At 58.3% G+C, this 26,217-nt stretch carries 25 protein-coding genes; 14 read left to right on the top strand and 11 right to left on the bottom strand.

Going from position 1 to position 26,217, the window contains the following annotated elements; all coding sequences use genetic code 11:
• Positions 1–69: 69 nt before the first annotated feature.
• The 5 genes from AC5JQH_RS01385 to AC5JQH_RS01365 form a co-directional block, all read right to left on the bottom strand.
• A complete protein-coding gene (locus AC5JQH_RS01385; protein WP_014577419.1) occupies positions 70–981 on the bottom strand; it encodes an AAA family ATPase in 912 nt (303 codons plus the stop codon).
• A 7-nt stretch (positions 982–988) separates the two neighbouring features.
• The gene (locus AC5JQH_RS01380; RefSeq protein ID WP_008169193.1) at positions 989–1,912 is read right to left on the bottom strand and encodes a carbon-nitrogen hydrolase; all 924 of its coding nucleotides are present in this window, start codon (positions 1,910–1,912) and stop codon (positions 989–991) included.
• Positions 1,912–2,961 (bottom strand): agmatine deiminase family protein, encoded by a 1,050-nt coding sequence (locus tag AC5JQH_RS01375; protein ID WP_491713583.1) that lies wholly within the window; start codon positions 2,959–2,961, stop codon positions 1,912–1,914. Before AC5JQH_RS01375 ends, AC5JQH_RS01380 begins: the two co-directional genes overlap by 1 nt.
• A gap of 101 nt (positions 2,962–3,062) precedes the next feature.
• Positions 3,063–3,365: a hypothetical protein gene (locus AC5JQH_RS01370; RefSeq protein WP_008169190.1), complete on the bottom strand. Its 303-nt coding sequence runs from the start codon at positions 3,363–3,365 to the stop codon at positions 3,063–3,065.
• 95 nt (positions 3,366–3,460) lie between these two features.
• The gene (locus tag AC5JQH_RS01365; protein WP_491713582.1) at positions 3,461–4,048 is read right to left on the bottom strand and encodes a PilZ domain-containing protein; all 588 of its coding nucleotides are present in this window, start codon (positions 4,046–4,048) and stop codon (positions 3,461–3,463) included.
• A 123-nt stretch (positions 4,049–4,171) separates the two neighbouring features.
• Between AC5JQH_RS01365 and AC5JQH_RS01360 the strand changes: the two genes are divergently transcribed.
• Both AC5JQH_RS01360 and AC5JQH_RS01355 read left to right on the top strand, forming a co-directional pair.
• On the top strand, positions 4,172–5,413 hold the full coding sequence (locus AC5JQH_RS01360) for a lipoprotein-releasing ABC transporter permease subunit (RefSeq protein ID WP_008169188.1): 1,242 nt from the start codon (positions 4,172–4,174) through the stop codon (positions 5,411–5,413).
• Between the two features lie 13 nt (positions 5,414–5,426).
• Positions 5,427–6,116, top strand: coding sequence for an ABC transporter ATP-binding protein (locus tag AC5JQH_RS01355; protein WP_014577413.1), 690 nt, complete (start codon positions 5,427–5,429; stop codon positions 6,114–6,116).
• Here AC5JQH_RS01355 and AC5JQH_RS01350 read toward each other — a convergent pair.
• Positions 6,104–6,649: a DUF2062 domain-containing protein gene (locus AC5JQH_RS01350; protein WP_491713581.1), complete on the bottom strand. Its 546-nt coding sequence runs from the start codon at positions 6,647–6,649 to the stop codon at positions 6,104–6,106. The two genes, AC5JQH_RS01355 and AC5JQH_RS01350, sit on opposite strands and share 13 nt — an antisense overlap.
• 81 nt (positions 6,650–6,730) lie before the next feature.
• Here AC5JQH_RS01350 and AC5JQH_RS01345 point away from each other — a divergent pair, with 81 nt between their 5' ends.
• The 9 genes from AC5JQH_RS01345 (at position 6,731) to murB (ending at position 15,655) form a co-directional block, all read left to right on the top strand.
• Positions 6,731–9,163, top strand: a complete 2,433-nt coding sequence (locus AC5JQH_RS01345; protein WP_493805201.1) for a DNA internalization-related competence protein ComEC/Rec2 — start codon at positions 6,731–6,733, stop codon at positions 9,161–9,163.
• A gap of 72 nt (positions 9,164–9,235) precedes the next feature.
• The gene (locus AC5JQH_RS01340; RefSeq protein ID WP_493805200.1) at positions 9,236–9,862 is read left to right on the top strand and encodes a MotA/TolQ/ExbB proton channel family protein; all 627 of its coding nucleotides are present in this window, start codon (positions 9,236–9,238) and stop codon (positions 9,860–9,862) included.
• A gap of 5 nt (positions 9,863–9,867) precedes the next feature.
• Entirely contained in the window at positions 9,868–10,293 is a 426-nt protein-coding gene (locus AC5JQH_RS01335; RefSeq protein ID WP_014577411.1) for an ExbD/TolR family protein, read from the top strand.
• Positions 10,290–12,068 (top strand): lipid A export permease/ATP-binding protein MsbA, encoded by a 1,779-nt coding sequence (gene msbA / locus AC5JQH_RS01330; RefSeq protein ID WP_491713579.1) that lies wholly within the window; start codon positions 10,290–10,292, stop codon positions 12,066–12,068. The genes AC5JQH_RS01335 and msbA overlap by 4 nt, the downstream gene beginning before the upstream one ends.
• Positions 12,065–13,111, top strand: a complete 1,047-nt coding sequence (gene lpxK / locus AC5JQH_RS01325) for a tetraacyldisaccharide 4'-kinase (protein WP_273083596.1) — start codon at positions 12,065–12,067, stop codon at positions 13,109–13,111. The genes msbA and lpxK overlap by 4 nt, the downstream gene beginning before the upstream one ends.
• Positions 13,112–13,130: 19 nt before the next feature.
• Positions 13,131–13,319 carry a Trm112 family protein gene (locus AC5JQH_RS01320; protein WP_008169170.1) on the top strand — a complete coding sequence of 63 codons (189 nt, stop codon included), beginning with the start codon at positions 13,131–13,133 and terminating at the stop codon, positions 13,317–13,319.
• 26 nt (positions 13,320–13,345) lie between these two features.
• Positions 13,346–14,140 carry a 3-deoxy-manno-octulosonate cytidylyltransferase gene (gene kdsB, locus AC5JQH_RS01315; protein WP_493805199.1) on the top strand — a complete coding sequence of 265 codons (795 nt, stop codon included), beginning with the start codon at positions 13,346–13,348 and terminating at the stop codon, positions 14,138–14,140.
• Entirely contained in the window at positions 14,133–14,612 is a 480-nt protein-coding gene (locus tag AC5JQH_RS01310; protein ID WP_053112211.1) for a low molecular weight protein-tyrosine-phosphatase, read from the top strand. The genes kdsB and AC5JQH_RS01310 overlap by 8 nt, the downstream gene beginning before the upstream one ends.
• Positions 14,609–15,655, top strand: a complete 1,047-nt coding sequence (gene murB / locus AC5JQH_RS01305; protein WP_008169164.1) for a UDP-N-acetylmuramate dehydrogenase — start codon at positions 14,609–14,611, stop codon at positions 15,653–15,655. The genes AC5JQH_RS01310 and murB overlap by 4 nt, the downstream gene beginning before the upstream one ends.
• Positions 15,656–15,710: 55 nt before the next feature.
• Here murB and AC5JQH_RS01300 read toward each other — a convergent pair whose 3' ends face one another.
• The gene (locus tag AC5JQH_RS01300) at positions 15,711–17,444 is read right to left on the bottom strand and encodes a proline--tRNA ligase (protein ID WP_405420210.1); all 1,734 of its coding nucleotides are present in this window, start codon (positions 17,442–17,444) and stop codon (positions 15,711–15,713) included.
• Between the two features lie 127 nt (positions 17,445–17,571).
• Here AC5JQH_RS01300 and AC5JQH_RS01295 point away from each other — a divergent pair, with 127 nt between their 5' ends.
• Positions 17,572–18,186 carry a TetR/AcrR family transcriptional regulator gene (locus tag AC5JQH_RS01295; protein ID WP_041646252.1) on the top strand — a complete coding sequence of 205 codons (615 nt, stop codon included), beginning with the start codon at positions 17,572–17,574 and terminating at the stop codon, positions 18,184–18,186.
• A 1-nt stretch (position 18,187) separates the two neighbouring features.
• On the opposite strand, the gene AC5JQH_RS01290 is transcribed toward AC5JQH_RS01295, so the two are convergent.
• Entirely contained in the window at positions 18,188–18,685 is a 498-nt protein-coding gene (locus AC5JQH_RS01290; RefSeq protein WP_008169158.1) for an Lrp/AsnC family transcriptional regulator, read from the bottom strand.
• Between the two features lie 145 nt (positions 18,686–18,830).
• Here AC5JQH_RS01290 and leuA point away from each other — a divergent pair, with 145 nt between their 5' ends.
• The gene (gene leuA, locus AC5JQH_RS01285) at positions 18,831–20,525 is read left to right on the top strand and encodes a 2-isopropylmalate synthase (RefSeq protein WP_338354687.1); all 1,695 of its coding nucleotides are present in this window, start codon (positions 18,831–18,833) and stop codon (positions 20,523–20,525) included.
• Positions 20,526–20,617: 92 nt separating this feature from the next.
• On the opposite strand, the gene AC5JQH_RS01280 is transcribed toward leuA, so the two are convergent.
• The 3 genes from AC5JQH_RS01280 to xseA all read right to left on the bottom strand — a co-directional run bounded on the left by AC5JQH_RS01280 (position 20,618) and on the right by xseA (position 24,499).
• Positions 20,618–20,827, bottom strand: a complete 210-nt coding sequence (locus AC5JQH_RS01280) for a cold-shock protein (protein WP_008169155.1) — start codon at positions 20,825–20,827, stop codon at positions 20,618–20,620.
• A 316-nt stretch (positions 20,828–21,143) separates the two neighbouring features.
• Positions 21,144–23,018, bottom strand: coding sequence for a propionyl-CoA synthetase (locus AC5JQH_RS01275; RefSeq protein WP_482931283.1), 1,875 nt, complete (start codon positions 23,016–23,018; stop codon positions 21,144–21,146).
• Between the two features lie 89 nt (positions 23,019–23,107).
• A complete protein-coding gene (xseA, locus tag AC5JQH_RS01270) occupies positions 23,108–24,499 on the bottom strand; it encodes an exodeoxyribonuclease VII large subunit (protein WP_482931282.1) in 1,392 nt (463 codons plus the stop codon).
• A gap of 192 nt (positions 24,500–24,691) precedes the next feature.
• Between xseA and guaB the strand changes: the two genes are divergently transcribed.
• Complete coding sequence (guaB, locus tag AC5JQH_RS01265; protein WP_493790994.1) at positions 24,692–26,155, top strand: IMP dehydrogenase; 1,464 nt, start codon at positions 24,692–24,694, stop codon at positions 26,153–26,155.
• The last annotated feature ends 62 nt before the right edge of the window (positions 26,156–26,217 follow it).

Here is a 26,217-nt window from a genome sequence, read left to right as displayed (position 1 = left end):
GCAAAGGCTAACATGAAAGGCGCGGTCTGCCATTCGTTTTGGCCAATTCCGCTTATAAAACCTTGCTATTTACTCAAGCACAGAGACAGTTGCCAACAGCTGACGAACCCTTTCCGCACTTTTTCCGGACTCTCCCTGTTCGAGACGGTGGGCCGCCACTGCAGGGAACACGGCCTGGATGTCGTCAGGCAGCACGTGATGACGCCCCTCCATCAGGGCCCAGGCTTTGGCGGCCCGCACCAGTCCCAATCCCGCCCGGGGCGAAAGCCCGTACAGAAGGCCGGGCATTCTCCGGCTCTGTTCCAGCAACCGCTGCACGTAATCCAGAAGAGCCGGGCTGGCGGTTATCCGGGTAACGCCTTCCTGCAGGGTTTTCAGGTCGGCCTGGGAGAGCAGGGTCGGCAGCTTTTCAGTCATGGCACGACGGTCTTCGCCCTCCAGCAGCTCCCGCTCGGCCCGCGGGTCCGGATAGCCGAGGCGAAGACGCATAAGGAACCGGTCCAGTTGGGACTCGGGCAGGGGATAGGTGCCGCCCTGCTCGATGGGATTCTGGGTGGCAATCACGAAGAACGGATGGGGCAGTGGCCGGGTCTCGCCCTCGATGGACACTTGCCGTTCTTCCATGGCTTCGAGCAGAGCGCTCTGCGTTCGCGGTGATGCCCGGTTGATTTCATCAGCCAACACCACCTGGGCAAAGATCGGGCCGGGGTGGAATACGAGGCTGCCGGCCTGTTTGTCGTACATGGAGTAACCCAGCACATCCGCCGGAAGCAGGTCGTTGGTGAACTGGATGCGCTGGTACGTCAGCCCCATCACCTTGGCCAGGGCATGAGAAAGAGTGGTTTTGCCCATGCCGGGGATATCTTCGATCAGCAGGTGCCCCCGGGCCAGAAGCCCGCAGAGGGCAAGGCGTACCTGTTGGTCTTTGCCCAGGAGTATCTGGTTCAGTTCGCTGACTACGGTATCGACCAGTTTTTTCATTCGGGGCTCAGTCCCTTACGCGTTTGAGGATGTCGCCGTAGGCGTCTATTCGGCGATCTCTCAAATACGGCCAGATACGGCGAACCGATTCACTGCGGTTGCGATCCAGGGTGACGGCAAGGATACATTCGGAGCTGTCATCGCCCCGGGCTAGCAACTCACCCTGCGGGCCACAGATAAAACTGTTGCCCCAGAAACGGATGCCGTCGCTGTGCCCGGAGGGGTCGGGTTCGGTGCCTACCCGGTTCGGAGCCACGACTGGCAGGTTGTTGGCAACGGCATGGCCCCTTTGCACGGTGACCCAGGCGTCCAGTTGACGCGCCTGTTCATCGGGGTCATCCGTTACATCCCAGCCGATCGCAGTTGGGTAGATCAGGATCTCGGCGCCAGCCAGGGCCATCAGCCTTGCGGCCTCGGGGTACCACTGGTCCCAGCACACCAGCACGCCGAGCCTGCCGACAGACGTATCGATAGGCGTGAAACCGCTGCGGCCATCGTTGAACTGGGCGTCACCGGGCGTGAAGTAGAATTTTTCATAGAACCCCGGGTCGTCCGGAATGTGCATTTTCCGGTACAGCCCTGCCAGGGAGCCGTCTTTCTCAAATACGACCGCCGTGTTGTGGTACACGCCGTTCATACGACGTTCGAAAATGGATCCAACCAGCACAATACCCAGTTCCCGGGCCAGGTCAGACAGGCGCTTGCTGGTAGGACCGGGAATCGGCTCTGCCAGCTCGAAAACAGACGTTTCCTCGGTCTGGCAGAAATATAAGGTGGCGTGAAGTTCCTGGAGGATCACCAGGTTGGCGCCACTGGCTACGGCCTCACGAACCAGTTTTTCGGTAGTGGCGAGGCTGGCGGCCTTGTCGCTGCTACAGGCCTGCTGGATGGCGGCAACATTGATTTGGCTTTTGCGCAACTCACTGCTCATCAACTGACTACTCCGGCCGGAATTTGCATGGTTACACAGTGAAGGCTGCCATGCTGACGAATCAAGGGCCGGCAATTGATCAGCACTATTGCTCTTGTCGGAAAGATCTCTTTCATGACAGCAATGGCGTCCTGATCCTGATCAACGCCGTAAACGGGAAGCAAAACCGCTTCGTTGATGATCAGGAAGTTGGCATAGGTGGCCGGAAGACGCTCACCATCCTCATCATGAATGGCATCAGGCCAGGGCAGAGGCGTCAGCTTGTAGGGGGCGCCGTCGGCCTGGCGGAACTCCTGAAGTTCCTCCTCCATGGCCGCCAACGCGCTGTAGTGTTCATCCGCCACATCTGGGCAACTCACGTAGCAGATGTGATCCGGGGCGCAAAATCGGGCGAGGGTATCGATGTGGCTGTCGGTGTCATCCCCGGCAAGATAGCCGTGGTTGAGCCAGAGAATCCGCCGGATTCCCAGCACCTCGGAAAGCAGCTGTTCAATCGCCGTGCGATCCATGGCCGGATTTCGGGTGGGCGTCAGCAGGCACTCGGATGTGGTCAGCAGGGTGCCTTCACCATCCGATTCAAATGAACCCCCTTCCAGCACAAAACCGACCTGCTGCATCCCGGTTGTGCCGAAGACGCCAGCATTGAAAAGGTGATTATTTAACGCATCGTCCTTTTCCCAGGGGAACTTTCCGCCCCAGGCGTTGAACCTGAAATCCAGCAGTGTCGGCCCTTCGTCGGTGAGAATGGTGATGGGGCCATGGTCGCGGGTCCAGGTGTCATTCGCCGGTGCCGGAACCGATCTCACGCGTCCCGGAAAGCCATTGTCCGCGGCGTACCGATTGAGGTCCCGTTCTAGCTCCTGCAGGCGGACAACGTGTTCGCAACCGATGACAAGGTGTTCGTGTGGGAGTACGGCTTTCGCGATGTCGAGGAACACCGGTTCAACTTCGTCGATCAGGCCTGCCCAGTCGGTTCCCGGGTGGGGCCAGGTCAGCATGACGGCACTCTGGGGCGCCCACTCTGCGGGCAACACTCGTTTGGTTGTCACTACGTCACCTTGAATCATAAAAGACGCCATTCTAACCAACGATTGGTTGAACGTCAGGACATGGGAAGGGAATTTCCAGCCTGGAAAGGCCCCTCGGGCCTTCAGCGATTCGGCTTGAGAACGGTATGGATAACCCGGTCGCCTTCGAAATACACGATAAAGCCCTGATAGTGCCACTGGGTGATCGGTGGCTGGCCCACGGGACCTTCAATTTCCACGGGTGCACCCCAGGAAGCGCGCACTGATGACTGGCTCATGCCAGAGCCGGGGAAGCTGGCCTGGTCGCGATCGGCCTGGGTGCCAACTGGCACGCGGACTTCTTCAGCTACCGCGGACATCATCGGGAAAAGGGCCAGTGTGGCAGTCACTGCCAGTGCGCCGAACAGGGTAGTTTGCTTTCTCATTGATGGGTCTCCATGAAAACTGATGTCCTCGGGAGGACATGGATAAAGCGTAATATCCGAAAAAGATTAGCAAAAGTCACTCGTTTTTCCCCAGTCTACTCCTTTTGACGCTGTCGAATCTGCCACCGCATCACATGTCGTGCGATTTGCTGGCGATCGCTGTCCTCAATCCGGGCGAATTCGGTGTGGACCCTTGCTCCGCCTGACGAATCGGGGTGTACCTCAATAACTCGGGCAACTGCGCGGGGCTGGAAAAGTTCGGGTGGGAGGGTCATTCGAACAGCGAGCCGGTCTCCCGGCTGCCAGGCAGGGGTGCTGCTAAAGAACGACAGCCCACCCTCGCTCAGGGTTACTTCCTGCCAGTCCTCAGGTTGCAACGGATTTTGCTCAAAGGCCATAATGCGCGCAAGCGTGTCCAGCTTGCCGTTCAGGGATTTGATCAGTCCGGTAAGCAGCCGGTCTTTGTCGGCAAGGCTGGCAAGCTGGGATTTAACGTCCTGATCCAGCCGCCTGAATTCAGCTTTCAGGCTCTCAAGATGGTCGCCGTCGAAGGCATCTTCTTCCATTGCGGTGCCACGCGCCAGCTTGCGGATCTCCAGGCCGATCCGGTCTTCAATGCGGAAAAAGTCCCGCCGTTCGGGTGAATAGTCCACCGGTTCGTTGGGGATGTCGGACGACTGCATCGCGGCTCCGGAAGGCTGATTTTTTATTTGGTACAGAACAGTTTAGCAGTTTCCCGTCGTGCTGGAAGGTACCCGGGAAAACCAGACCACGACAGACCGGAAGGTAGCAATAGGCACCTCTCAATGTTCAGACCCTTATCATTCTATATTGGCTTGCGTTACACGGCCGCCAAACGCCGCAATCACTTCATTTCCTTTATTTCCCTGACCTCCATAATCGGGCTGATGCTGGGAGTTGCGGTTCTGATCATCGTGCTCTCGGTCATGAACGGTTTCGATCGGGAGCTTAAGCAGAGAATTCTCGGGATGGTGCCCCACGCTACCATTCAGGGCGCCGGGCCGCTCGACGACTGGCAATCAATCGACGCGAAGATGCAGCAGCACCCCCGCGTGCTGGCTGCTGCGCCTTTCATACAGGGGCAGGGTATGGTTACCGGCGGTGGAAATGTTCGCGGGGTCGTGCTTAACGGCATTCTCCCGGAGGAGGAACGAACGGTCTCCATCATTGAAAACCACATGGTCGAAGGCAGTCTCAACGATCTGGTTTCTGGTGAATTCGGCATCATCATCGGTCGGTTGATGGCGGCCAGCCTGCGTCTTCAGATCGGTGACAAGGTAACCGTGGTCCTGCCGGAAGCCTCGGTTACGCCGGCCGGGGTCCTGCCCAGGCTCAAAAGGTTCACGGTCAAAGGCATCTTCAGTGTCGGGGCAGAACTGGATGGCAATTACACCCTGATTCACATGGATGATGCCGCCAAGCTCATGCGGACCGGGGGCAAAGCCGAGGGTATTCGCCTGCTGGTGGATGACCTTTTTGCCGCTCCCAGGGTGTCGCAGCAGGCTGCTGAGTCGCTGGGCGGCCGGTATTACGTATCCGACTGGACCCGAACCCACGGCAACCTGTTCCAGGCCATCCGCATGGAGAAAACCATGATCGGCCTGCTGCTGATGTTTATCGTGGCTGTCGCTGCATTCAATATCGTGTCCACGTTGGTGATGGTGGTTACCGATAAAACCGGTGACATCGCCATCCTCAGGACCATGGGGGCAACACCGGGACGCATCATGCGGATCTTCATTGTTCAGGGGGCGGTCATCGGTATCTTCGGAACCATTGTTGGCACGGCGCTGGGCGTTTTCGGAGCGCTCAACATCAGTGCCTTTATTTCCTGGCTGGAGGGAGCGCTCGGCCACCAGTTCCTGAGCGCGGACGTTTACTTCATCAGCTATCTGCCTTCCCAGCTGCAATGGCAGGACGTGTTTATCATCAGTGGAGCCGGCCTCGCCATGAGTCTGTTGGCAACGATTTATCCGGCCTGGCGGGCCTCCAGGGTGGATCCGGCGGAGGCGCTTCGTTATGAGTAAGGAACAATCCGCAATGGCACACTCTGCCCTGGTAATAGACTGCCGTCAGGTGACCCGGACCTATAACGAGGGTCTCGGCAAGCTCACCATTTTTTCGGATATCTCGCTCGAAGTCGCACAGGGGGAGACGGTTGCCATAGTGGGCAGCAGTGGTGCCGGAAAAACCACGTTGCTCAACTTATTGGGGGGGCTCGACAAGCCATCTTCCGGCCAGATTTCCATTTGTGGCGAAGACATTCACCGGCTTTCCGAGGGACGGCGCGCCCGGTTCCGGAATGCCCATCTCGGGTTTGTCTATCAGTTCCATCACCTGTTGCCGGAGTTCACCGCTCTGGAAAACGTGATGATGCCTTGTGCGTTGGGCGGTATGGCGGTATCCAGGTCGAGGGACAAGGCGGCCAGCCTGCTGCAGCGGGTTGGGCTTGCCGAACGGCTGGATCACAAACCCGGCGAGCTGTCCGGTGGCGAACGCCAGCGGGTGGCCATTGCCCGCGCACTGGTCAACGAACCGGACTGTGTTCTGATGGACGAACCGACGGGCAACCTCGATGAACATACCGGAGAAGGTGTGCAGGCGCTGATCGAGTCATTGAGGGATCAGCTGGGTATTGCCTTTGTCATGGTCACCCATGACATGAAAATGGCCAGAAGCCTGGGGCGTGTTATGCGGCTTGAGCAGGGTCGCCTGATTCAGGAAGCCTGATCAGCCTCACGACGGCGTCTGAGTCGTGCGGTCCTTCGCACCTGCCAGTCAGAGCGAATTTTCCGGCGCCACAGATACTGGATAATCAGGTAGGCCACGCAAGCGGAGACCGTTGCGACCACCAGGGACCCGAGATAGAGGGGAATGCCGATATCCAGCAGCCGCTCGCTGATCCAGGACCACGAGAGCTCAAAATCAAAACTGAGTACAGGCCGATCCAGAGCCCAGGCGCCAATCTTGTAGTTGAAATAGAACATCGGCGGCATGGTTACAGGGTTGCTGATCCATACCAGGACTACTGAAAGCGGCAGGTTGGCATTGAACCAGATGGCAAAAAAGGCCGCCGCGAGCATCTGGAAGGGCATGGGAATAAAGCAGAACCAGATGCCGACGAGAAAGGCCCGCGCAACACTATGACGGTTGATGTGCCACAGGTTCGGTTCATGAAAGATATCGCCCAGAAAGCTCAGCGACTGCATCGCTTGCACCTTCTCTGGTGAGGGCAGATAGCGTTTCATGAACTTCTTTGGCATTGGAAGTTCTGCCTTTAGACGGAGTTAGTAGACCGGCTCATCGGATGTTGCCGGTGTTTGTGACATACAGGAGGACAAGGATTGTCCGGAAGTATCAACAGACCGGTGGGCCCTTCGGGCGACTCCGGTTCCGCAGCGCTGGGCGTTATCGCCTTCTCTTGTGGCGTTATCTTACTGTATTGGTTGTCGATACTGCCACCTCCCACGTGGTTGATAGCCGCGATACCACTGCTGGCCTTCGGCCGGATCTGCGTTTCCCCGACCTTTGCCAGCTCCGCATTCGTATCTGCTCTTGGCCTCATCGTCGGACTCTCCTGGGCCTCGTGGCATGCCAGTGACCGGCTTTCAACGGTTCTGCCGGCAAGCCTGGAACGCGAGCGTCTCTCTGTCTCGGGATACGTATGTGATATTCCTTCGCCAGGTAGCTTCAACAGTTTACGTTTCAGTTTCTGTGTCACCCAGTGGCACAACCTTCCCATCCCGACCCGAGAGGAAGCAAGGATGCCGGACCTGCTCAGGTTGTCCTGGTACGGTCACGGAATGGAGCGGCTCCCGGGCCAACGTCTGCGGCTGGAAGTTGTGCTCAAGCGCCCCCACGGCTCCCTGAACCCCGCGGGCTTTCGCTACGAGGACTGGCTGTTTCGCAAGGGCTACCGGGCCACGGGCAGCATTCGTAGCGTGAAGGTTGACCGGGATGTCGGGTGTTTCGTCCATTGCCAGTACCGGAAGCTGCATCGTTTGCTTCACCAATGGACCATCGAGCAATTTGGCGGTGCCCGTCATTTTCCGCTGGTTTCTTCGTTGCTCATAGGTCATCGCGGCCACATGGAACAGAAGCACTGGGATGTGCTCAAGGCGACCGGCACCATTCACCTGGTTGCCATATCGGGCCTGCACCTGGGTCTGATCGCCCTGGGGGCAGGGTTTCTGTGCCGGCGACTGTTGCTGACTTTTCCGGCACAGATAGTCAGCGATAGCTCAAGGCGTTGGTTTGCCTTCCTGGCCGTTATCCTCTGCGGTCTCGTTTATGCCCTGGCGGCGGGATTTACCGTTCCAACCCAGAGGGCTCTGGTGATGGTTGTGGCCGGTGGGTGGCTGGTACTGATGAGTCGTCAGGCCCCGGTCTGGCACGTTTTCCTGGCCGCGTTGGCTGCCGTTCTTGTGCTGGACCCTTTCGCGCCCCTGGACCAGGGATTCTGGCTTTCGTTCGCTGCGGTTGCCACCCTGATCACTGTATTCTCGTCGCGACTGGCTGGAACCGGGTGGCTGAGAGGACTCGTCCTGGCCCAGCTCGCGGTTTTTGGCGGATTATGGCCAATCCTCGAAATACTGGGGCAGGGCCAGCCCCTGGTAGGTTTGTTGGCCAACCTGGTCGCGATTCCCTGGGTATCCCTTGTAGTTATGCCAGTGCTTGTCGCGGGTGGGTTGCTTGCCGCCGTAGTTCCAGGCGCCGCCCAGCTGTTCCTGCCAATATTCGATCTAACCCTCGGTGTTCTGTGGCAATTGCTCATGTGGCTTGCGCAGTGGCAGGCGCCGGACATCCGGGCTGGTGTCCCGGAGCTGTTTGGCTGGGCGTTGCTGAGCGTCGCGGTATTGTGTATGCCTTTCGCCATGTTCCGGCTTGTGGCGGTCCTTTCTGCGGTGTTTTGGCTGGTGTATCCGGCTCCTTCTTCCGAAAGGAATTCGTACGTGGCAGTGCCAGTTGTAAGGGTATGGGATGTTGGGCAGGGCCTTTCAGTTCTGGTCCGACACGGGCGCGAGGTTCTTGTCTACGATACCGGTCCTGCCGTGCCCGACGTGTTTTCGGCCGTCGAATCCACGCTTTTGCCCAATCTGGCGGCTGAAGGAATCAAGCGAATTGACACCCTCGTGATCAGCCACGCCGACAGCGATCATGCCGGTGGCATCTCGGAGCTTTCCCGGAACGTCAGTGTCGGCCGTGTCATTGCTGGTGAGCCTGCGGCGGTCAGACAGCAGGTTGGCGAACTGCCTGTGCAAGCCTGCAAACAGGCTGAAGAAAGGCTGGGAGGATTGGTCCTCGAGTTCTGGCAGGGTGAGGGCGCTCAAGAGGGCAACGACGCTTCCTGTGTGTTGCGTATCTACCACCCTGACTCCGGAACTGAGTGGCTCTTGCCGGGAGATATTACCGAACCCGTGGAGGCAGAGTATCTGGCTTATATGGCTGGCCGAGAGGACGTTCAGGTTCCTTCGACTCGCGTGCTCGTTGCGCCCCACCACGGGAGCAAAACCTCATCTTCCGAACCCTGGGTGCGCGTGCTGAGACCAGATCGGGTCATCTATACCGCTGGTTATCGCCACCGGTACGGTCATCCCCACCCGACGGTAACCGCACGTTACGCGGGGGTCGGAGCGGTGCCGCTGAACACAGCATGTTCAGGCAGCGTCGAGATGACCGTTGTCGATAACAAGCTGGTATTCAAGGAAATGCGGCATGGCTCGTCGTTCTGGATCGGTAGTTCGGGGCTTGCCCGCGACCAATGTAAAATACCGTGACATTGCAGGTGTGGCCTCCACGGGTAGCTATGCTAAAGTAGCGCGGCTTGCAAACAATCAGGGAGACCAAGCGTGTTCGAGCTGTTGAAAGCCGGTGGCATTCTGATGGTGCCAATTGTTGCCTGCTCCATTCTGGCGCTGGCCATCATTCTGGAGCGTTTCTGGACCCTTCGCGCCTCCAGGGTCGCGCCCCCCCAGACCATCAATGAGTTATGGCGCTGGATCAAGAAGAAAGAACTCAATGGCCGGAAACTGAAAGCCCTGCAGGGGTCATCACCCCTGGGCCGGATTCTTGCCGGTGGCCTGCTTAACGCCAAGCATGGCCGCGAAATCATGAAAGAAAGCATCGAGCACGAGGCAAGCCAGGTCATCCATGACCTGGAGCGTTTCCTTAACCCGCTGGGCACCGTTGCGACGATCACCCCTCTGCTGGGGCTGCTTGGCACCGTCATTGGCATGATCAAGGTATTTGCCGAGATCCAATTGGCCGGGGTTGGCAACGCCGGCAACCTCGCCGGTGGTATCTCTGAAGCGCTTATTACTTCGGCCGCTGGCCTGAGCGTCGCCATCCCGGCACTTATCTGCCACCGCTACTTTATCCGGAGAGTGGATGAGCTGGTCGTCGGCATGGAACAGGAAGCGATCAAGCTGGTTGAGGTAGTGCACGGAGACCGCGAAATCGACGTGGAAGGAGCCTGAACGCCGTGAAGTTCAAGCGCCAGAGGAGCCAGGAAGTCGGGGTAGACCTGACGCCACTGATCGACGTGGTGTTTCTGCTGCTGATTTTCTTTATGGTTTCCACGACCTTTACCCGCGAGAGCCATCTGCAGGTTGAATTGCCTGAGGCCAGTGGCGAGCCTGCGCCGGCATCTGAAGTGCAGCAGATCGACGTGGTGATCAATGCCGAGGGGCAGTACATCCTGAACGACCGCACATTGGTCAATAATCGGCGGGAAACCCTTGAGCGGGGTGTCCGTGAACTGGCTGAAGGCAATAACTCGCTTCCGTTCATCATTACCGCTGACGCTCGCACACCCCATGAATTTGTGGTTCGTGCCATGGACGTTGCCGGACGCCTGGGGTTCGCCAAGCTCAGTATCACCACTGAGCGGGAGGCTGAGAGCCAGTGAAGGTACCCGAGCCTTTACCAGACCCTGCGGCCGGCCTGCCGGCGGGCAGCTGGGAAACCTACAAACGCCTGCTCGCCTATGTGAAGCCCTTCCTGCTGGCCTTCTCCCTTGCAGTACTCGGCAACATTATCTATGCCGCTGCATCGACTGGTATGGCGGCAGCCATGGAATACGTCATTGCGGCGATCGAGAATCCGACCGAGCAGAATCGTCTGATGCTGACGCTGGTTATCGTTGGCGTCTTCGCATTCCGTGGGCTGGGCACCTTCCTGAGCCAGTACTTCATCAGCTATGTCGGGCGTCAGGTCATCAATGCGCTTCGTAACGATGTGTTTGATCGACTGATGACACTGCCTTCCCGCTATTTCGATGACAACGCGGCGGGACGGCTGGTGTCCAAGCTTACCTTTAACGTCGAGCAGGTGGCGGAGGCGACGACCAACGCCGTGACCATCACGCTCCGTGAAGGTCTGACCATCGTCGGTCTGCTGGGTTACATGTTCTACACCAACTGGAAACTCACGCTGATTTTCCTGGCGGTGGGGCCGCTCATTGCCGCGGTTGTAAGCTATGCCAGCAAACGCTTCCGCAAGATCAGTCAGCGGATCCAGGGCTCGATGGGCGATATAACCCATGTGGCCTCTGAATCGATTACCGGCTATCGCGTTGTTCGCACCTTTGGTGGTGAGGATTATGAACGTGGTCGTTTTCAAGAGGTTAACAATAGAAACCTCAAGCAAAGTTTGAAGATGGCATCCACTCAGGCGATCAGTGTTCCGGTGATTCAGGTACTGGTGGCCATCGCCATTGCCGGATTGGTCTGGATGATGCTGGCGCCTGAAATTCGCGGTGAGATGACCACGGGTCAGCTGGTAGCATTCATTACGGCAGCGACGACCATGGCCAAGCCCATCCGTCAGGTTACCTCTGTTCACGCCAAGATCCAGAAGGGCGTTGCAGCCGCTTACGATGTGTTCGAAACAATCGACGAATCGCCGGAACAGGATCCGGGTACGTATTCGCCGGATCGCGTTGAGGGCGACATCGAGTTTGATGAGGTGGCCTTTCGGTACCGGGATCAGCTCGATAATGTTCTGGAAGGTATCTCCTTTAGCATTCCTGCCGGTCAGAGTGTGGCACTTGTCGGTCGTTCAGGGAGCGGAAAGTCCACCCTGGTGAGTCTCATTCCAAGATTCTATGAATACACCGGCGGTGACATTCGTATCGATGGGCATTCGCTAAAGGAGTTTTCCCTGAAAGGGCTTCGGTCCCAGATTGCACTCGTGAACCAGAATGTAGTGCTTTTTAACGATAGTATCGCGGCCAACATAGCTTATGGCTCTCTCCGGAACTGCACGCGCGAAGAAATCCGCGAGGCTGCCGCCAAGGCTCATGCGCTGGAATTTATTGATCGTATGCCCGAAGGCCTGGACACCATGATCGGTGACAATGGAGTCATGCTTTCCGGTGGGCAGCGACAGCGGCTCGCCATCGCCCGGGCGCTGCTCAAGAACGCCCCGATTCTGATCCTTGATGAAGCCACATCGGCGCTGGATACGGAATCTGAGCGTCACATCCAGGAAGCGCTGGAAACGGTTATGCAGGGCCGTACCACTCTGGTCATTGCGCATCGTCTTTCCACCATCGAGAAAGCAGACCGAATTCTGGTGATGGACAACGGCCGGATCGCCGAATCCGGTCGACATGACGAACTCCTTGCCGCTGGCGGCGCTTACGCTCAATTGCACCAGATGCAGTTCAGCGAGCAGTCATGAGCGCGGTGCAATCTGCCATGAGTTCGCTGGTTGAGCGTCTCTGGTATGGAAGGAAGCGCCCTCTGGCTTTTCTGGCACCGCTGTCTTGGCTGTACCGGAGCATCGCGGAAGCCCGCCGTCGGGCCGCCTGGGATGCGAGAGATGCGTCGCTCCCGGTTCCGGTCATTGTGGTTGGCAACATCACTGCCGGTGGAACCGGCAAATCGCCGCTCACCGCCTGGCTGGTTTCCGCACTGGCATCCGATGGCTGGCGGCCGGTTATTCTCAGCAGGGGTTATGGTGGCGATGCTGTCCAGTACCCGCTGGAAGTTGCGGCGGAGACCAGTCCTTCCGAAGCCGGTGACGAGCCTGTCATGCTGGCGCTGAGCACCGGGTGCCCGGTTGTTGTTGATCCGCGCCGCCGACGGGGCGCCGATTACGCTCTTGAGAAAAACCTGGGTGATGTGCTGATTTGTGACGACGGCCTTCAACACTACAAGTTGCCCAGAGACCTGGAGCTGTCGGTATTTGATGGGCAAAGGGGCATCGGTAACGGCGCCTTGATCCCCGTTGGCCCGCTTCGGGAGCCGGTTTCGCGACTGGCTTCTGTGGACTTTGTTATTGTAAATGGCAAAGAGCTTTCAGAGCAGGCCATGGAAAGCTTTGTTGGCATTGACCACCCTGCGATATTTTCCATGATTCTTGAGCCTGCAACCCTTGTTCACCTGAAAACAGGGGAGTCGAGAGCCGTTGGCGATCTCAGGGGCAAGGCCGTGAGGGCTGTGGCCGGGATCGGAAACCCGGCCCGGTTTTTCGATACACTGAGAACCCTTGGCGCCGATGTTACCGAAGCGGCCTTTCCGGATCACCATCGTTTCCGTCCTGAGGATCTGAACAGTGATACCGATGAGTTGATAGTCATGACCGCAAAAGACGCGGTGAAATGCCGGGAATTTGCACCCGATAATGCCTGGAGCCTCAACGTTGAGGCCAGATTGCCGGGGCCGTTCCGGGACGCGTTTCTGGCCCGGGTTCGCCAATGTTCCGAGCCGTTAACTTCCTGATATCAAGTGAGTAAGCAACATGGATAAAAAACTGTTGGCGCTGTTGGCCTGTCCGGTGTGTAAGGGCGATCTGAAACTCAACGAGGACAGAACCGAGCTGGTCTGTTACCAGGACGCCATGGCGTTCCCGATCCGCGAGGGGATTCCTGTGATGTTGGCTACCGAAGCCCGGACGCTCTCTACTGATGAGCGTCTGCACAAGCGTTAAACCCAAGTCAGCCAGGTGGTTACTACATGTCTTTTACCGTTGTGATTCCGGCCCGCTATGCGTCCAGCCGCCTTCCGGGCAAGCCTCTGGCAGACATTGCCGGCAAGCCGATGATCCAGCATGTCTGTGAGCGTGCCGCGGAAAGCCGCGCAGACAGGGTCGTTGTCGCCACGGACGATGATCGGATCCGGACCGCATGCGAAGGCTTCGGTGCAGAAGTGGTCATGACATCACCCAATCACGCCAGCGGCACAGACCGTCTTGAGGAGGTTGCACGGGTGCTGGGTTTCGGGCCGGATCGTCGGGTCGTTAACGTGCAGGGTGACGAGCCCCTGATCCCGCCCGAACTGATCAACCAGGTGGCCGACAATCTGGAGTTTTATCCTGAAGTCGCCATTGCCACACTGTGTGAGCGGATCCACGATCCGGAGCACGTGTTCAATCCCAATGTGGTCAAGGTGGTGTTCGATCACAGGGGGATCGCCCATTATTTCAGCCGTGCGCCGATCCCGTGGGCCAGGGATCAGTGGCTGGAGGGCACACCTCTGACGGGGCTGGACACCTCCTTGCCGGATAATGTCGGATATTTCCGGCATATCGGCATCTATGGTTACCGTGCTTCCGTCCTGGCCGAGTTTGTCAGCTGGGCGCCTGCGCCGACCGAGGTAACCGAATCTCTGGAACAGTTGAGGGCGCTCTATAACGGTGCCCGTATTCACGTGGATGTGGCCGCCGTCAACCCGCCGGGCGGCGTTGATACCGACGCCGATTTGCACAGGGTCCGAGGCTGGCTGGAGAAGAGGAATAGCGAGAATGGCTGAACCGGTAAACGTTCTTTTCGTGTGCCTGGGCAACATCTGTCGATCGCCCAGTGCTGAAGGTGTGTTTCGCTCACTGGTGGAGCAGGCGGGCCTTGCAGAGCAGGTCCACATCGATTCCTGCGGCACCGGTGACTGGCACATTGGCAAGAGTCCTGACGCCCGCGCCCAGGAGGCTGCCCGTCGGCGGGGTATCGACATCAGTGGATTGCGGGCCCGCCAGTTCAGTCCGGAGGATCTGGACACCTTTGACTACGTGCTGGTGATGGATCGCCAGAACCTGGCGGACATCAAGGACGTATGGCATCAGAATGGCGGCACCCGGCCAGCCCTGTTTCTGGAGTTCGGTCAGTCGGCCCACCAGGAGGTGCCAGATCCCTATTACGGTGGTGACGCAGGTTTTGAAACCGTGCTTGACCTGATTCAGGAAGCCGGCGAGGGCCTGCTGGCGGACATCCGGGGGCGCCTGGCTTGAGTCAGCAGCCGGAAATTCGGGAAAACATAGAGCTGGAGGCGCTGAATACCCTGCACGTGCCGGCCAAAGCCCGTTTTTATGTCGAAGTTCACACCTCAGATGAGTTGGTCAGGTCTCTGGACTGGGCCTCATCAGAGGATCAGGAAGTCCTGATTCTGGGGGGCGGCAGTAACCTGGTGTTCGCGGGTGACTTCGCGGGGCTGGTGGTGCGTCTGGCGATTCGTGGCCGCCGTTGGGAGCACATTGAGGACCACAGGGCGACCCTGGTGCTTGGTGCGGGTGAAAACTGGCATGAGGCGGTCCTGTATGCTGCCCGGGCCGGTTATCGCGGTATCGAGAATCTGGCGCTTATCCCGGGCACGGCCGGAGCGGCGCCCGTCCAGAATATTGGTGCCTATGGTGTTGAGCTCGGCGATTGCCTGGAATCCGTCACCGCACTGGATCGCAATTCGGGTGAGCTGGTTGTTCTCAATAACGCCCAGTGCCGTTTTTCCTACCGCGACAGCCTCTTCAAACAGACGCCGGGTCGCTATGTGATCACCGAAATCCGTTTGGGCCTGTCCCGCTCACGTGCTCTGGTGCTCGGATATCGGGATCTCCGGGAGTACCTCGGTGATACAGCGGAAACCGCCCTCGACCCTTTGCATGTGGCAGAGGCCATAATGGCCATTCGCCGACGAAAGTTGCCGGACCCGGATATGATTCCGAACGCCGGAAGTTTCTTCAAGAACCCGGTGGTTGACGGAGTAACGTTCGAGGCACTCAGCGAGCGGCACCCGGATATTGTGGCTTATCCTCAGGAGCAGGGGGTAAAACTGGCAGCGGCGTGGCTGATCGATCAAAGTGGCTGGAAAGGCTTCCGGAATGCCCGGGTGGGCGTGCATAACCGACAGGCGCTGGTGCTGATTAACCACTCGGGCGGCACAGGTGCCGACATACTGGAGCTTGCCAGAGAAGTTCGTCAGTCAGTCGTTGACCGGTTTGGTGTCACCCTGGAAATGGAGCCAGGGATTGTGGGTGGTTCGGGAAGGGAAAATCCCTGACGGCACTGCTTTATACAAGTGCCGTCAGAGGCTTGTCCGCGTATGCGGACAGCGATCAGAGCCCTTTTCGGGGCGATGCGTTGACCAGGAATGGCAGCGCTTCAGCCACCGGGACATCCTGTTTTTCCGCATCCTTTCTGCCTTTGTATTCCAGGGTTCCGGCTGCCAGACCACGCTCGGAAACCACGAACCGGTGCGGGATACCAATCAATTCCATATCGGCAAACTTCACGCCAGGGCGCTCTTTTCGGTCGTCCAGAAGCACATCGTAACCGGCTTGGCGTAGCTGTTCATAAAGCTTTTCTCCGGCCTCGGCAACGGTTGGTGACTTATGGGCGTTCAGGGTAACAATGGCCACCTGGAAAGGCGCAATGGCATCGGGCCAGATGATGCCGTTTTCATCGTGGTTCTGTTCAATGGCTGCGGCAACAACCCGGGAAACACCCAGGCCGTAACAGCCCATGTCCATAATCACGGTTTTCCCGTTCTCATCGAGAACCGTGGCGTTCATGGCAGTGCTGTACTTGTTGCCAAGTTTGAAGATGTGGCCCACTTCAATGCCGCGCCGGATCTCCAGAGTGCCCTTGCCATCCGGGCTGGGGTCGCCCTCAACCACGTTGCGCAGGTCTTCCACCCGTTCAAGCGCAGCGTCTCTCTCCCAGTTCACGCCGGTAAGGTGGAAGCCTTCCCGGTTGGCGCCGCAAACAAAGTCCGCCAGATGCGCGGCACTGCGGTCCACAATGACGGGCACGTTGAGGTTTACCGGTCCGATAGATCCGGGCTTGCAGCCGACAGCCTGTTCGATTTCCTCATCGGTGGCCATTGTCAGAGGCTCGGCAACGCCGGCCAGGTTTTCGGCCTTGATCTCGTTCAGGGTGTGATCGCCCCGCAGAACCAGTGCAACCAGCCCGGAGCTGCCGTCTTCGTCGGCTTCCGCCTTCACCAGCAGGGTTTTGACCGTGCGGGTGGCGTCAATGCCCAGCAACTGCGATACCGCCTCGATGGTTTTCTCATCCGGTGTGGCGACTTCCTTGAGTTCCTCGGCCGGGGCAGGGCGGGTGCCGCTCGGGGCTACTGCCTCTGCTTTCTCGATGTTGGCTGCGTAATCGCTCCCGGTGCTGAACACGATGTCATCTTCACCCGAAGATGCGAGCACATGGAACTCGTGGGATGCGCTGCCACCAATGGCGCCGGAGTCCGCCTGTACCGCACGGTAATCCAGGCCGAAACGGTCGAAAATGGCGCAGTAGGTGCGGTGCATCAATTCGTAGGTTTCGTTCAGGGACTCGGCGTTCAGATGGAAGGAATAAGCGTCCTTCATCAGGAATTCCCGGGCGCGCATCACGCCAAACCGGGGGCGACGCTCGTCCCGGAATTTGGTCTGAACCTGGTAGAAGTTGGCTGGCAACTCCTTGTAGCTGCTGATCTCATTCCGGATCAGGTCGGTAATGACCTCTTCGTGGGTCGGTCCGAAACAGAAATCACGGCCATGACGGTCTTTCATTCGCAGCAGTTCGCCGCCGTACTGGGTCCAGCGTCCGGATTCCTCCCAGAGTTCGGCCGGCTGGACCGCAGGCATCAACACTTCCTGAGCGCCACTCTTGTCCATTTCTTCGCGAACGATTCGCTCGACCTTGCGCAGGGTACGCAGGCCCATTGGCAACCAGGTGTATAGCCCGGCGGCCAGTTTGCGAATCATGCCGGCACGCAACATCAACTGATGACTGATGATCTCGGCGTCGGCGGGGGTCTCTTTCTGGGTGGCAATCAGGTAGCGGCTTGCTCGCATCGTGTCTTCCGTTTGTAATAAATCTGAAGTGTTAGACTAATGGACAGGCGGCGGTTGGCCCGCCGGAGCCTTTATTTGTCGTAAAGTGGCCATTATTGTACGGAGCCTGTTGCACAAGGTACAGATGATGACCGACGAATCTATTGATGTCGCCCCGCGGCGCCGGCCGGTTCAGGCCCGCAGCCGGGAGCGCGTCAACACCATCCTTCGCCATGCCGCCGCCATTTTTCATGAGACCGGTGTCGATGCTGCGAGCATGTCAGCCATTGCCCGACAATCGGGCATGTCGCTGGCTTCTCTCTACCGCTACTTTCCCAACAAGGCAGCCATCGTCCATGCCATTGCCGAACAGCACGTGGAGAAGATGGAGCGGGCTCTGCGGGAACGGTTGCAGGAACTGAACCTCAGCGATGCGGTAGACGTTCTCATCGATCAGTTTTATGAGTTCTATCGCCACGAGCCCGCCTACTCGGCGATCTGGAGTGGTGTAGAGGCAATGCCTGAGCTGAGGGAGCTGGATCTGAGAGAGCTGTACACCAACGCCCGCGATCTGGATCGGAAACTCAAAGAGGAGTGTCCCCGGATTCCTGATGATCGGCGCTGGACCGCAAGCCTTTTGTTGCCAAGGTCCGCCGGCACTGTCCTCCGGTTGGCGGTAACTCTGCCCGACGCCCAGGGTCGACAACTGGTGGAGGAGCTCAAATGTATGGCAAGGGCTTACGTCCGCGAGCTCGTCGCCTGAGTCAGGAAAGGTACCCCAATGGCAGGGCAGTACTGTCGATCACTCGCCGGAGCACGAAGCTGGAGTGCACGCCGCTGACGCCCTGAATGCGGGTAATGCGGTTCAGCAGGAAATGGTGGTAATGGTCCATGTCCGGTACCACCACCTTCAGCATGTAATCGGCGTCCTGGCCGGTAATAAGGTAGCACTCCTGCACCTCCGGGTACTCGGCAACCTGCTCTTCAAACGCCGCGAAACGCTCGGGTGTATGCCGATCCATGCCAATCAGGATGATCGCCGTCAGAGAAAGGCCAAGTTTCTTGTGGTCCAGAATGGTGACGGTTCTGACGATGATACCGGCATCCTCCAGTGCCCGCACACGACGGAGACAGGGCGAAGGGGATAGCCCGACTTTCTCTGCCAGTTCCTGGTTGGTCAGGGAGCCATCCTGCTGGATCTGTTCGAGAATTCGGCGGTCCATCTTGTCAATTTTGGCGAGGGTTTTCTTGTTTTCGGTCATAAAATTCCAAGAATGGCGTTTATCAAGCAATTTATAGGTTAGAAAATACGCTTCCCCGCTCAAGTTCGCAATCAAATACCAGCTTTTTCGCGTTAACCTGTACCCATCAAAGAATTCACTTCTGAAACCGCAAGGAATTACACGCATGGCTTTCGATCATCGCAAATACGTTGCGTTCAAACCTGTTGCCAAAACCGACCGTCGCTGGCCGGACAAGGTCATCGAGAAGGCGCCAACCTGGTGTGCCGTAGATCTTCGGGATGGTAATCAGGCACTGGTGAAGCCCATGTCTGTTGCCCAGAAAACGCGGATGTTCGAATTGCTGGTGAAGTTGGGTTTCAAGGAAATCGAGATTGGCTTTCCCGCTGCCAGCCAACCGGATTTCGACTTCTGCCGCAAGCTGATTGAAGAAAATCGCATCCCCGAGGATGTGAAGATACAGGTGCTGACCCAGGCTCGTCCTGAGTTGATCGAGCGTACCTATGAAGCATTGGCCGGCGCCCGAAAGGCAATCGTGCATGTCTACAATTCTACTTCCACGGTTCAGCGGGAGCAGGTGTTTGGTCTGGATCGTGACGGTATCAGGGACATTGCCGTCAATGGTGCCAAACTGGTTCGTGACATCGCCGCGCGCCACCCGGAGACCGAGTGGACGTTCCAGTATTCACCGGAAAGCTTTACCGGTACCGAGCTGGATTTCGCCGCGGAAGTGATTGATGCCGTGAGTGAGGTCTGGCGTCCGGAAGAGGGCCAGCCGATGATTATCAACCTGCCTGCCACCGTTGAAATGGCGACACCCAACGTGTTTGCGGACCAGATCGAGTGGATCTGCGACAACATCCGGCGCCGTGAACACATCAGCATCAGCGTGCATACCCACAATGATCGCGGCTGTGCCGTGGCCGCCGCCGAACTGGCCGTAATGGCAGGGGCCGATCGGGTCGAGGGCACATTGATGGGCAACGGTGAGCGCACCGGCAACATGGATCTGGTGACCATGGCCATGAACCTTTACTCCCAGGGCATTGATCCCACGCTGGATCTGTCGGGCATGGCGGAGATCACCGAAGTGGTTGAGGCCTGTACGGAGATTTCCACTCATCCACGCCATCCCTACGCCGGCGAACTGGTGTTCACCGCCTTCTCAGGCAGCCATCAGGATGCCATTCGCAAGTGTCTGGCGCGCCGAAAGGGTGGCGAAACCTGGAACGTCGCGTATCTGCCCATCGACCCGTTCGATGTTGGTCGCCGCTATGAGGAAGTGGTTCGCATCAACAGTCAGTCTGGCAAGGGCGGTGTCGCCTATGTACTGGAGCGGGATTACAACATCAGTCTGCCACGCTGGTTGCAGATCGAGTTCAGCAAGGTGGTCCAGAGAGAGGCGGAAACCAACGGTGGCGAGATTGACTCACTGACCATTCATCGCCTGTTCGAGGATCGCTATCTGAAAGTCCACGCCGATTGGGCACTGCGCTCCTACGATCTGCACCGGGACGAAGAGGGTGTGCATGCCGAGGTGTCGGTGGGTCGCGATGCATCGCCGGTTCGTCTGGATGGCCATGGGCTGGGCGCAGTGGAGGCTGTATCTGAGGCGCTGGAGATGCGCTTTGATATCTCCATTGCTGTCGAGGCTTACGACGAGTTTGCGCTGGGTGAGGGCACCAATGCCAACGCACTGGCCTGTATTCGCTTGACCGCAAACGGTATGCATTGCAGCGCTGCGGCACTGGCCGAAGACACGACATCTGCCACCCTGCAGGCCTTGTTTTCGGCAGTCGCCCAGGCAGTGGGTATCGAAATGCCTGAGACGGAAGCCGAACCTGAATCGGCGGGTGCCTGAAAAACCTGCCGTCCTGACGACACAAGCCGGCACGAATGCCGGCTTGTTGGTTTTCCGATGCCCGTGAGGGGCAAAGGACGGAGCGTATACCCTTAGACCGGGGTAACGTTTTCCGCCTGCGGGCCTTTCGGGCCCTGTGTTACGGTGAACTGCACCTGCTGGCCTTCGGTCAGGGTGCGGAAACCGCTTGCATTGATTGCGCTGTAGTGAACAAACACGTCGCTGCCACCGTCCTGAGCAATGAAGCCAAAGCCTTTGGACTCGTTAAACCACTTAACGTGGCCGGTTTTAGTATCGGACATTGATCTTTCCTGTCTTTCTGTAATTTGCCCTCACGGGACCTTCAAAATTCCACATGGAATCGTTGCTGAGAAATCCAGAGAGTACTGAGGAAGGGGCAACGAAGAGCACTTCGGCAGGACGTTGAAACGCATTCACCAAATACCGCTGTATTTTCACAGCAATTTCAGTATAGACCGACTTTGGGGGACGTCAACGAAATTTTTGCACCTTTCGTGCAGGTTTTATTGTCGGCAAAAACAACGGCTTGGGATTTGATTGAACAATAAATGCCCGCTCCCCGTTAACCGGGGGCGGGTATGGGACAGGCTGCCTTTGTCAGTGGCGGAATTGCTCGCTGATTTCTTCCAGAATGGCCGGATCATCAATGGTGCTGGGCACCGAGTATTCCTCGCCATCAGCGATCTGGCGGATAACCCGTCTCAGGATCTTGCCGGAGCGGGTCTTGGGCAGTCGATCCACCACCAACGCGCGACGGAAACAGGCGATGGCGCCGATCTTGTCGCGAACCATCTCCACCAGTTCGTCTTCCAGTTCGTCATGGTCGATGGTTGCGCCATCCTTGATGAGAACCAGCCCGATGGGGATTTGCCCTTTCATGTCATCGTGAGCACCCACCACGCAGCACTCGGCTATGGCGGGATGAGAGGCTACGACTTCTTCCATCTCGCCAGTGGAAAGGCGGTGCCCGGCCACGTTGATGACATCATCGGTGCGGCCCATGACAAACACATAGCCGTCGTCGTCAATAAAGCCGCCGTCGCCGGAACTGTAGAACCCCGGTATGGGCTCCAGATAGGTTTTGCGGAAGCGCTCGTCGTCGCCCCAGACCGTCATCATGCAGCCCGGCGGCAGGGGCAGTTTCACCGCAATCTGGCCCTGCTCGCCGGCGGGTTTCTGGCTGCCGTTCATATCTACGACCTGAACGTTGTAACCGGGGGAGGGCACGGTCGCCGAGCCCGGCTTGGTGGCCATCATTTCAATACCCACCGGATTGCAGCAGATAGCCCAGCCGGTCTCGGTCTGCCACCAGTGGTCAAGAACCGGCAGGCCGGTATGTTCCTTCAGCCATTCATAGGTGGCGGGATCCAGGCGCTCGCCGGCCAGGAACAGGCGTTTCAGTGAACTGATGTCGTAGCGTGACAGCTGGTCCGCTTCCGGATCTTCCTTGCGTACGGCGCGGAATGCGGTGGGGGCGGTAAACAGCATGTTGACCTTGTGGTCCTGAACCACCCGCCAGAATGCGCCGGCATCCGGTGTTTTCACCGGTTTGCCCTCGTACATGATGGTGGTGCAACCGGCAAACAGCGGGGCATAAACGATGTAGCTGTGGCCAACAACCCAGCCAACATCGGAGGCGGCCCAGTAAACATCACCGGGTTTGGCGTCGTAGACCAGTTGCATGCTGTAGTTGAGCGCAACCGCGTGACCCCCATTATCACGCACCACACCCTTGGGTTTACCGGTAGTGCCTGAGGTATAAAGGATATAGAGCGGGTCTGTTGATTTGACGGGCACCGGGTCGGCCGGTGCAGCTGTCTTCATCAACTCGTTCCAGTCATGGTCACGGCCAGCCTGAAGATCGGCCTTCACCTGGGGGCGCTGGTAAACGATGCAGGTTTCCGGTTTGTGGCTGGCCTGGTCGATGGCCTTGTTGACCAGAGGCTTGTACTCAATGAGCTTGGTGACTTCGATGCCGCAAGAGGCGGTAATCACCGCCTTGGGTTTGGCGTCATCAATGCGCACGGCCAGTTCGTGGGCAGCAAAGCCGCCAAAGACCACAGAGTGAATAGCGCCGATCCGCGCGCAGCCCAGCATCGCAATGACCGCTTCCGGGATCATGGGCATGTAGATGATGACCCGGTCACCCTTGGTGATGCCTCGGTCTTTCAGAGCGCCGGCGAAGCGGGCAACTTCATCAGTCAGTTCGTTATAGGTGTACGAGCGCTGGGTATCAGTAACCGGGGAATCGTAGATCAGGGCTTTCTGGTCGCCCCGGCCCGCCCGGATGTTCGCATCCAGGGCGACATCGCAGGTGTTCAGGGTGCCGTCGGGAAACCACTCCCCGTGGCCATTGTCCGTTGGCTGCCAGATGGTTTTGGGCGGTTCAATCCAGTCAATCTTTTCCGCCTGTTCACGCCAGAAATCGTCCGGTTTGTCTATCGACCGCCGGAACTCTGAGTGGTAGTCCATACATTCCACCTCATCGTGCCTGTTGTTGTTTTAATACGTTTCCTGACAACTTTAGGCCGTTTGAAATCATGGACTAGTAGACCATTGGCTTAGTCTGGCGGGTTTATGTCTGCAGATTTGACCGAAGTCACCTTTGCCGTCATTTCACCCCTGGCAACCCGGGCGGAAACGGTATCGCCCGGGCCTATTTCCGAGGTGTCCCGGATAATCGTCCCCTGGCTGTCGCGTACTATGGCATAGCCCCTGCCAAGGGTGGCCAGGGGGCTGACCACGTTCAGGGTCTGCGCCGCGTGTTCAAGGTCGTCCCGGCGCTGCTTCAGGCCCTGCTGGATGGTATAGGTCAGTCGTTCGCTCACGCGCTGCAACGCTTCCTGGCTCTCTGAAAGCTGGCGGCGGGGTGACTGCATGACCAGTCTCTGGCGCAGGTGATCATTGCGCACGCCCACCGTTGTCAGGCGCTGTCGGATAGCCTTCTGAAGTCGCAGCTCCAGTTCATCCATGCGCTGGGCTTTCTCCAGAAGTTCCCGTCGCGGGTCCCGCAACCGTGCGCCCAGGTGCCCGAGCTGGGTGCCAAGGCGCTTCAGGGCAAGGCTCATGGCGTTGGAAAGACGGAATTGCCGCTCGCGGAGTTGCCTGAGCCAGTCAGACTGGTCCGGTGAAATCTTTTCCGCCGCCGCCGAAGGTGTCGGCGCCCGGAGATCCGCGACGAAATCCGCAATGGTGACATCCACCTCGTGGCCAACCGCGCTAACGGTGGGAATCCGGCAAGCGGCAATGGCCCGGGCTACCGCTTCTTCGTTGAAGCACCAGAGATCTTCCAGGGAGCCACCGCCGCGACCGATAATCAGCACGTCGGCAACCCCGTGGCTCTGGGCGGCTTCAATGGCGCCAACAATATCGGCCGTGGCGGCCTTGCCCTGCACCGCCGTGGGGTAAAGTGTTATAGGAATGGCGGGGCAGCGACGGGCCAGGACAGTCAGTATGTCGTGGATCGCGGCGCCGGTGGGTGAGGTAACCACACCGATGTGCCGGGGCAGGGACGGCAGTGGTTTCTTCCTCGCCTGATCAAACAGGCCCTCCGCCAGCAGCTTGCGCTTGAGCTCCTCGAAGGCCTGCTGCAAAGCGCCGAGCCCGGCCGGCTCAATATGCTCAACGATGATCTGGAAATCGCCCCGGTTCTCATAGAGGGTCACCTTGCCGCGGATCCGTACCTGATCACCCTCTTTTGGTAGCGCGCGGATACGCTGGTTCATGCCCCGGAACATGGCGCAGCGAACCTGGCATTTGCGGTCCTTCAGGGAAAAATACCAATGGCCGGAGGAGGGGCGTGAAAATCCGGAGAGTTCGCCTTCCACCCAAACCTGCATGAAGCTGGACTCCAACAGGTGTCTGGCCTGGTGGTTGAGCTCACTGACACTGAGTGCCCGGGGCCGGGTGTCCTGAAGGTGCGGCGTTGCCGGTCCTGATCCGTCGTTATACATACGCAATAGCCGAAAAAAGGGAGGGTAAAAATAGCGAAATTTCAAAAAGATGCAATCGAACCTTAAAAACGGGCCGGTTTACTGTCCCCGAGAGCCCCATTATAATAGATCGATTAAGGATTTTGCTTTGTCGTACCGCCGCGGGTACGGCACGGAAACTCCCAACTTAGCACGATCAAAAGGCGGATCCCAATGCTGCGAATTGCCGAAGAAGCCCTCACATTTGATGACGTTCTGCTGGTTCCCGGATATTCAGAAGTTCTGCCCCACGAGGTCAGCCTGCAGACCCAGCTGACCAAGGGTATCACCCTCAATATTCCTCTTCTGTCGTCCGCCATGGATACCGTTACCGACGCAGAGTTGGCCATCGCCATGGCCCAGGAAGGCGGTATCGGCATCATGCACAAGAACATGACCGTTGAGCAACAGGCGGCGGCTGTTCGCAAGGTCAAGAAGTTCGAAAGCGGTGTTGTGAAGGATCCGATTACCGTATCGCCGGAGACCACGGTTCGTGAACTCGTCGATATCACCATGGCCAACAGCATCTCTGGTCTGCCGGTCGTCGATGGTCACGATCTGGTGGGTATCGTGACTGGCCGTGACATCCGGTTCGAAAGCCGCATGGATACGCTGGTTCGGGACATCATGACGCCCAAGGACAAGCTGGTTACGGTCGAGGAGGGTGCCTGCCTCGAGGAAGTGAAGGAGCTGCTGCATCGTCACCGTATCGAGAAGGTTCTGGTGGTCAATGACAATTTCGAGCTGCGCGGACTGATCACCGTGAAGGATATCCAGAAAGCCAAGGATTATCCTCTGGCGTGCAAGGATGATCAGGGTCGTCTTCGGGCTGGTGCAGCGGTTAGCACCGGCGGTGACACTGAGGCCCGGATTACCGCGCTGGCCGAAGCGGGCGTTGATGTGATCGTCGTGGACACTGCCCACGGCCATTCCCGGGGTGTTATCGAGCGTGTTCGCTGGATCAAAAAGAATTTCCCGGATGTTCAGGTGATTGGCGGTAACATTGCCACTTCGGACGCGGCCCTGGCCCTGGCAGACGCCGGCGCGGATGCCGTCAAAGTAGGCATCGGTCCCGGGTCCATCTGCACCACCCGTATCGTTGCGGGTATTGGTGTTCCCCAGATTTCTGCGGTGTCCAACGTCGCCGCAGCCCTGAAGGATCGTGGCGTGCCACTGATTGCTGATGGTGGTATCCGGTTCTCCGGCGACATCGCCAAGGCGATTGCTGCCGGTGCCCACAGTGTCATGATTGGCAGCCTGCTGGCTGGTACCGATGAAGCTCCGGGTGAAGTTGAGCTGTTCCAGGGCCGCAGTTACAAGGCCTATCGGGGTATGGGTTCCATCGGCGCCATGGGTCAGGGCTCCAGCGACCGTTACTTCCAGGACGCCAGCAAAGGTATCGAGAAACTGGTTCCGGAAGGTATTGAAGGTCGCGTTGCCTGCAAGGGCCCGATGCGCAACATCGTGCACCAGCTGATTGGCGGCCTGCGTGCTTCGATGGGTTACACCGGCAGCGCGACCATGGAAGAAATGCGTACCAAACCGGAATTTGTGCGCATCACCAACGCTGGCATGCGTGAGAGTCACGTACACGATGTGACCATTACCAAAGAAGCGCCGAACTACCGCGTCGGTTAATAACTGCCTTACCACACGCGGCCCACTACGGGCCGCGTTGTTTATTCAGCTCCGAGGACTCC

Source organism: Marinobacter sp. H13, assembly GCF_059072335.1.
The sequence above is the reverse complement of the archived record's forward strand: the minus strand, read 5'-3'. Positions and strand labels throughout refer to the sequence as shown.

Coding starts and splice junctions, on each gene's coding strand:
- AC5JQH_RS01380 (WP_008169193.1), bottom strand. CDS start 1,912: ATGAGCAGTGAGTTGCGCAAAAGCCAAATCAATGTTGCCGCCATCCAG.
- AC5JQH_RS01320 (WP_008169170.1), top strand. CDS start 13,131: ATGGATAAAAAACTGTTGGCGCTGTTGGCCTGTCCGGTGTGTAAGGGC.
- lpxK (WP_273083596.1), top strand. CDS start 12,065: ATGAGCGCGGTGCAATCTGCCATGAGTTCGCTGGTTGAGCGTCTCTGG.
- AC5JQH_RS01355 (WP_014577413.1), top strand. CDS start 5,427: ATGGCACACTCTGCCCTGGTAATAGACTGCCGTCAGGTGACCCGGACC.
- AC5JQH_RS01275 (WP_482931283.1), bottom strand. CDS start 23,018: ATGGACTACCACTCAGAGTTCCGGCGGTCGATAGACAAACCGGACGAT.
- AC5JQH_RS01310 (WP_053112211.1), top strand. CDS start 14,133: ATGGCTGAACCGGTAAACGTTCTTTTCGTGTGCCTGGGCAACATCTGT.
- kdsB (WP_493805199.1), top strand. CDS start 13,346: ATGTCTTTTACCGTTGTGATTCCGGCCCGCTATGCGTCCAGCCGCCTT.
- AC5JQH_RS01295 (WP_041646252.1), top strand. CDS start 17,572: ATGACCGACGAATCTATTGATGTCGCCCCGCGGCGCCGGCCGGTTCAG.
- AC5JQH_RS01365 (WP_491713582.1), bottom strand. CDS start 4,048: ATGCAGTCGTCCGACATCCCCAACGAACCGGTGGACTATTCACCCGAA.
- AC5JQH_RS01300 (WP_405420210.1), bottom strand. CDS start 17,444: ATGCGAGCAAGCCGCTACCTGATTGCCACCCAGAAAGAGACCCCCGCC.
- AC5JQH_RS01280 (WP_008169155.1), bottom strand. CDS start 20,827: ATGTCCGATACTAAAACCGGCCACGTTAAGTGGTTTAACGAGTCCAAA.
- xseA (WP_482931282.1), bottom strand. CDS start 24,499: ATGTATAACGACGGATCAGGACCGGCAACGCCGCACCTTCAGGACACC.
- guaB (WP_493790994.1), top strand. CDS start 24,692: ATGCTGCGAATTGCCGAAGAAGCCCTCACATTTGATGACGTTCTGCTG.
- leuA (WP_338354687.1), top strand. CDS start 18,831: ATGGCTTTCGATCATCGCAAATACGTTGCGTTCAAACCTGTTGCCAAA.
- AC5JQH_RS01385 (WP_014577419.1), bottom strand. CDS start 981: ATGAAAAAACTGGTCGATACCGTAGTCAGCGAACTGAACCAGATACTC.
- AC5JQH_RS01290 (WP_008169158.1), bottom strand. CDS start 18,685: ATGACCGAAAACAAGAAAACCCTCGCCAAAATTGACAAGATGGACCGC.
- AC5JQH_RS01360 (WP_008169188.1), top strand. CDS start 4,172: ATGTTCAGACCCTTATCATTCTATATTGGCTTGCGTTACACGGCCGCC.
- AC5JQH_RS01350 (WP_491713581.1), bottom strand. CDS start 6,649: ATGCCAAAGAAGTTCATGAAACGCTATCTGCCCTCACCAGAGAAGGTG.
- AC5JQH_RS01370 (WP_008169190.1), bottom strand. CDS start 3,365: ATGAGAAAGCAAACTACCCTGTTCGGCGCACTGGCAGTGACTGCCACA.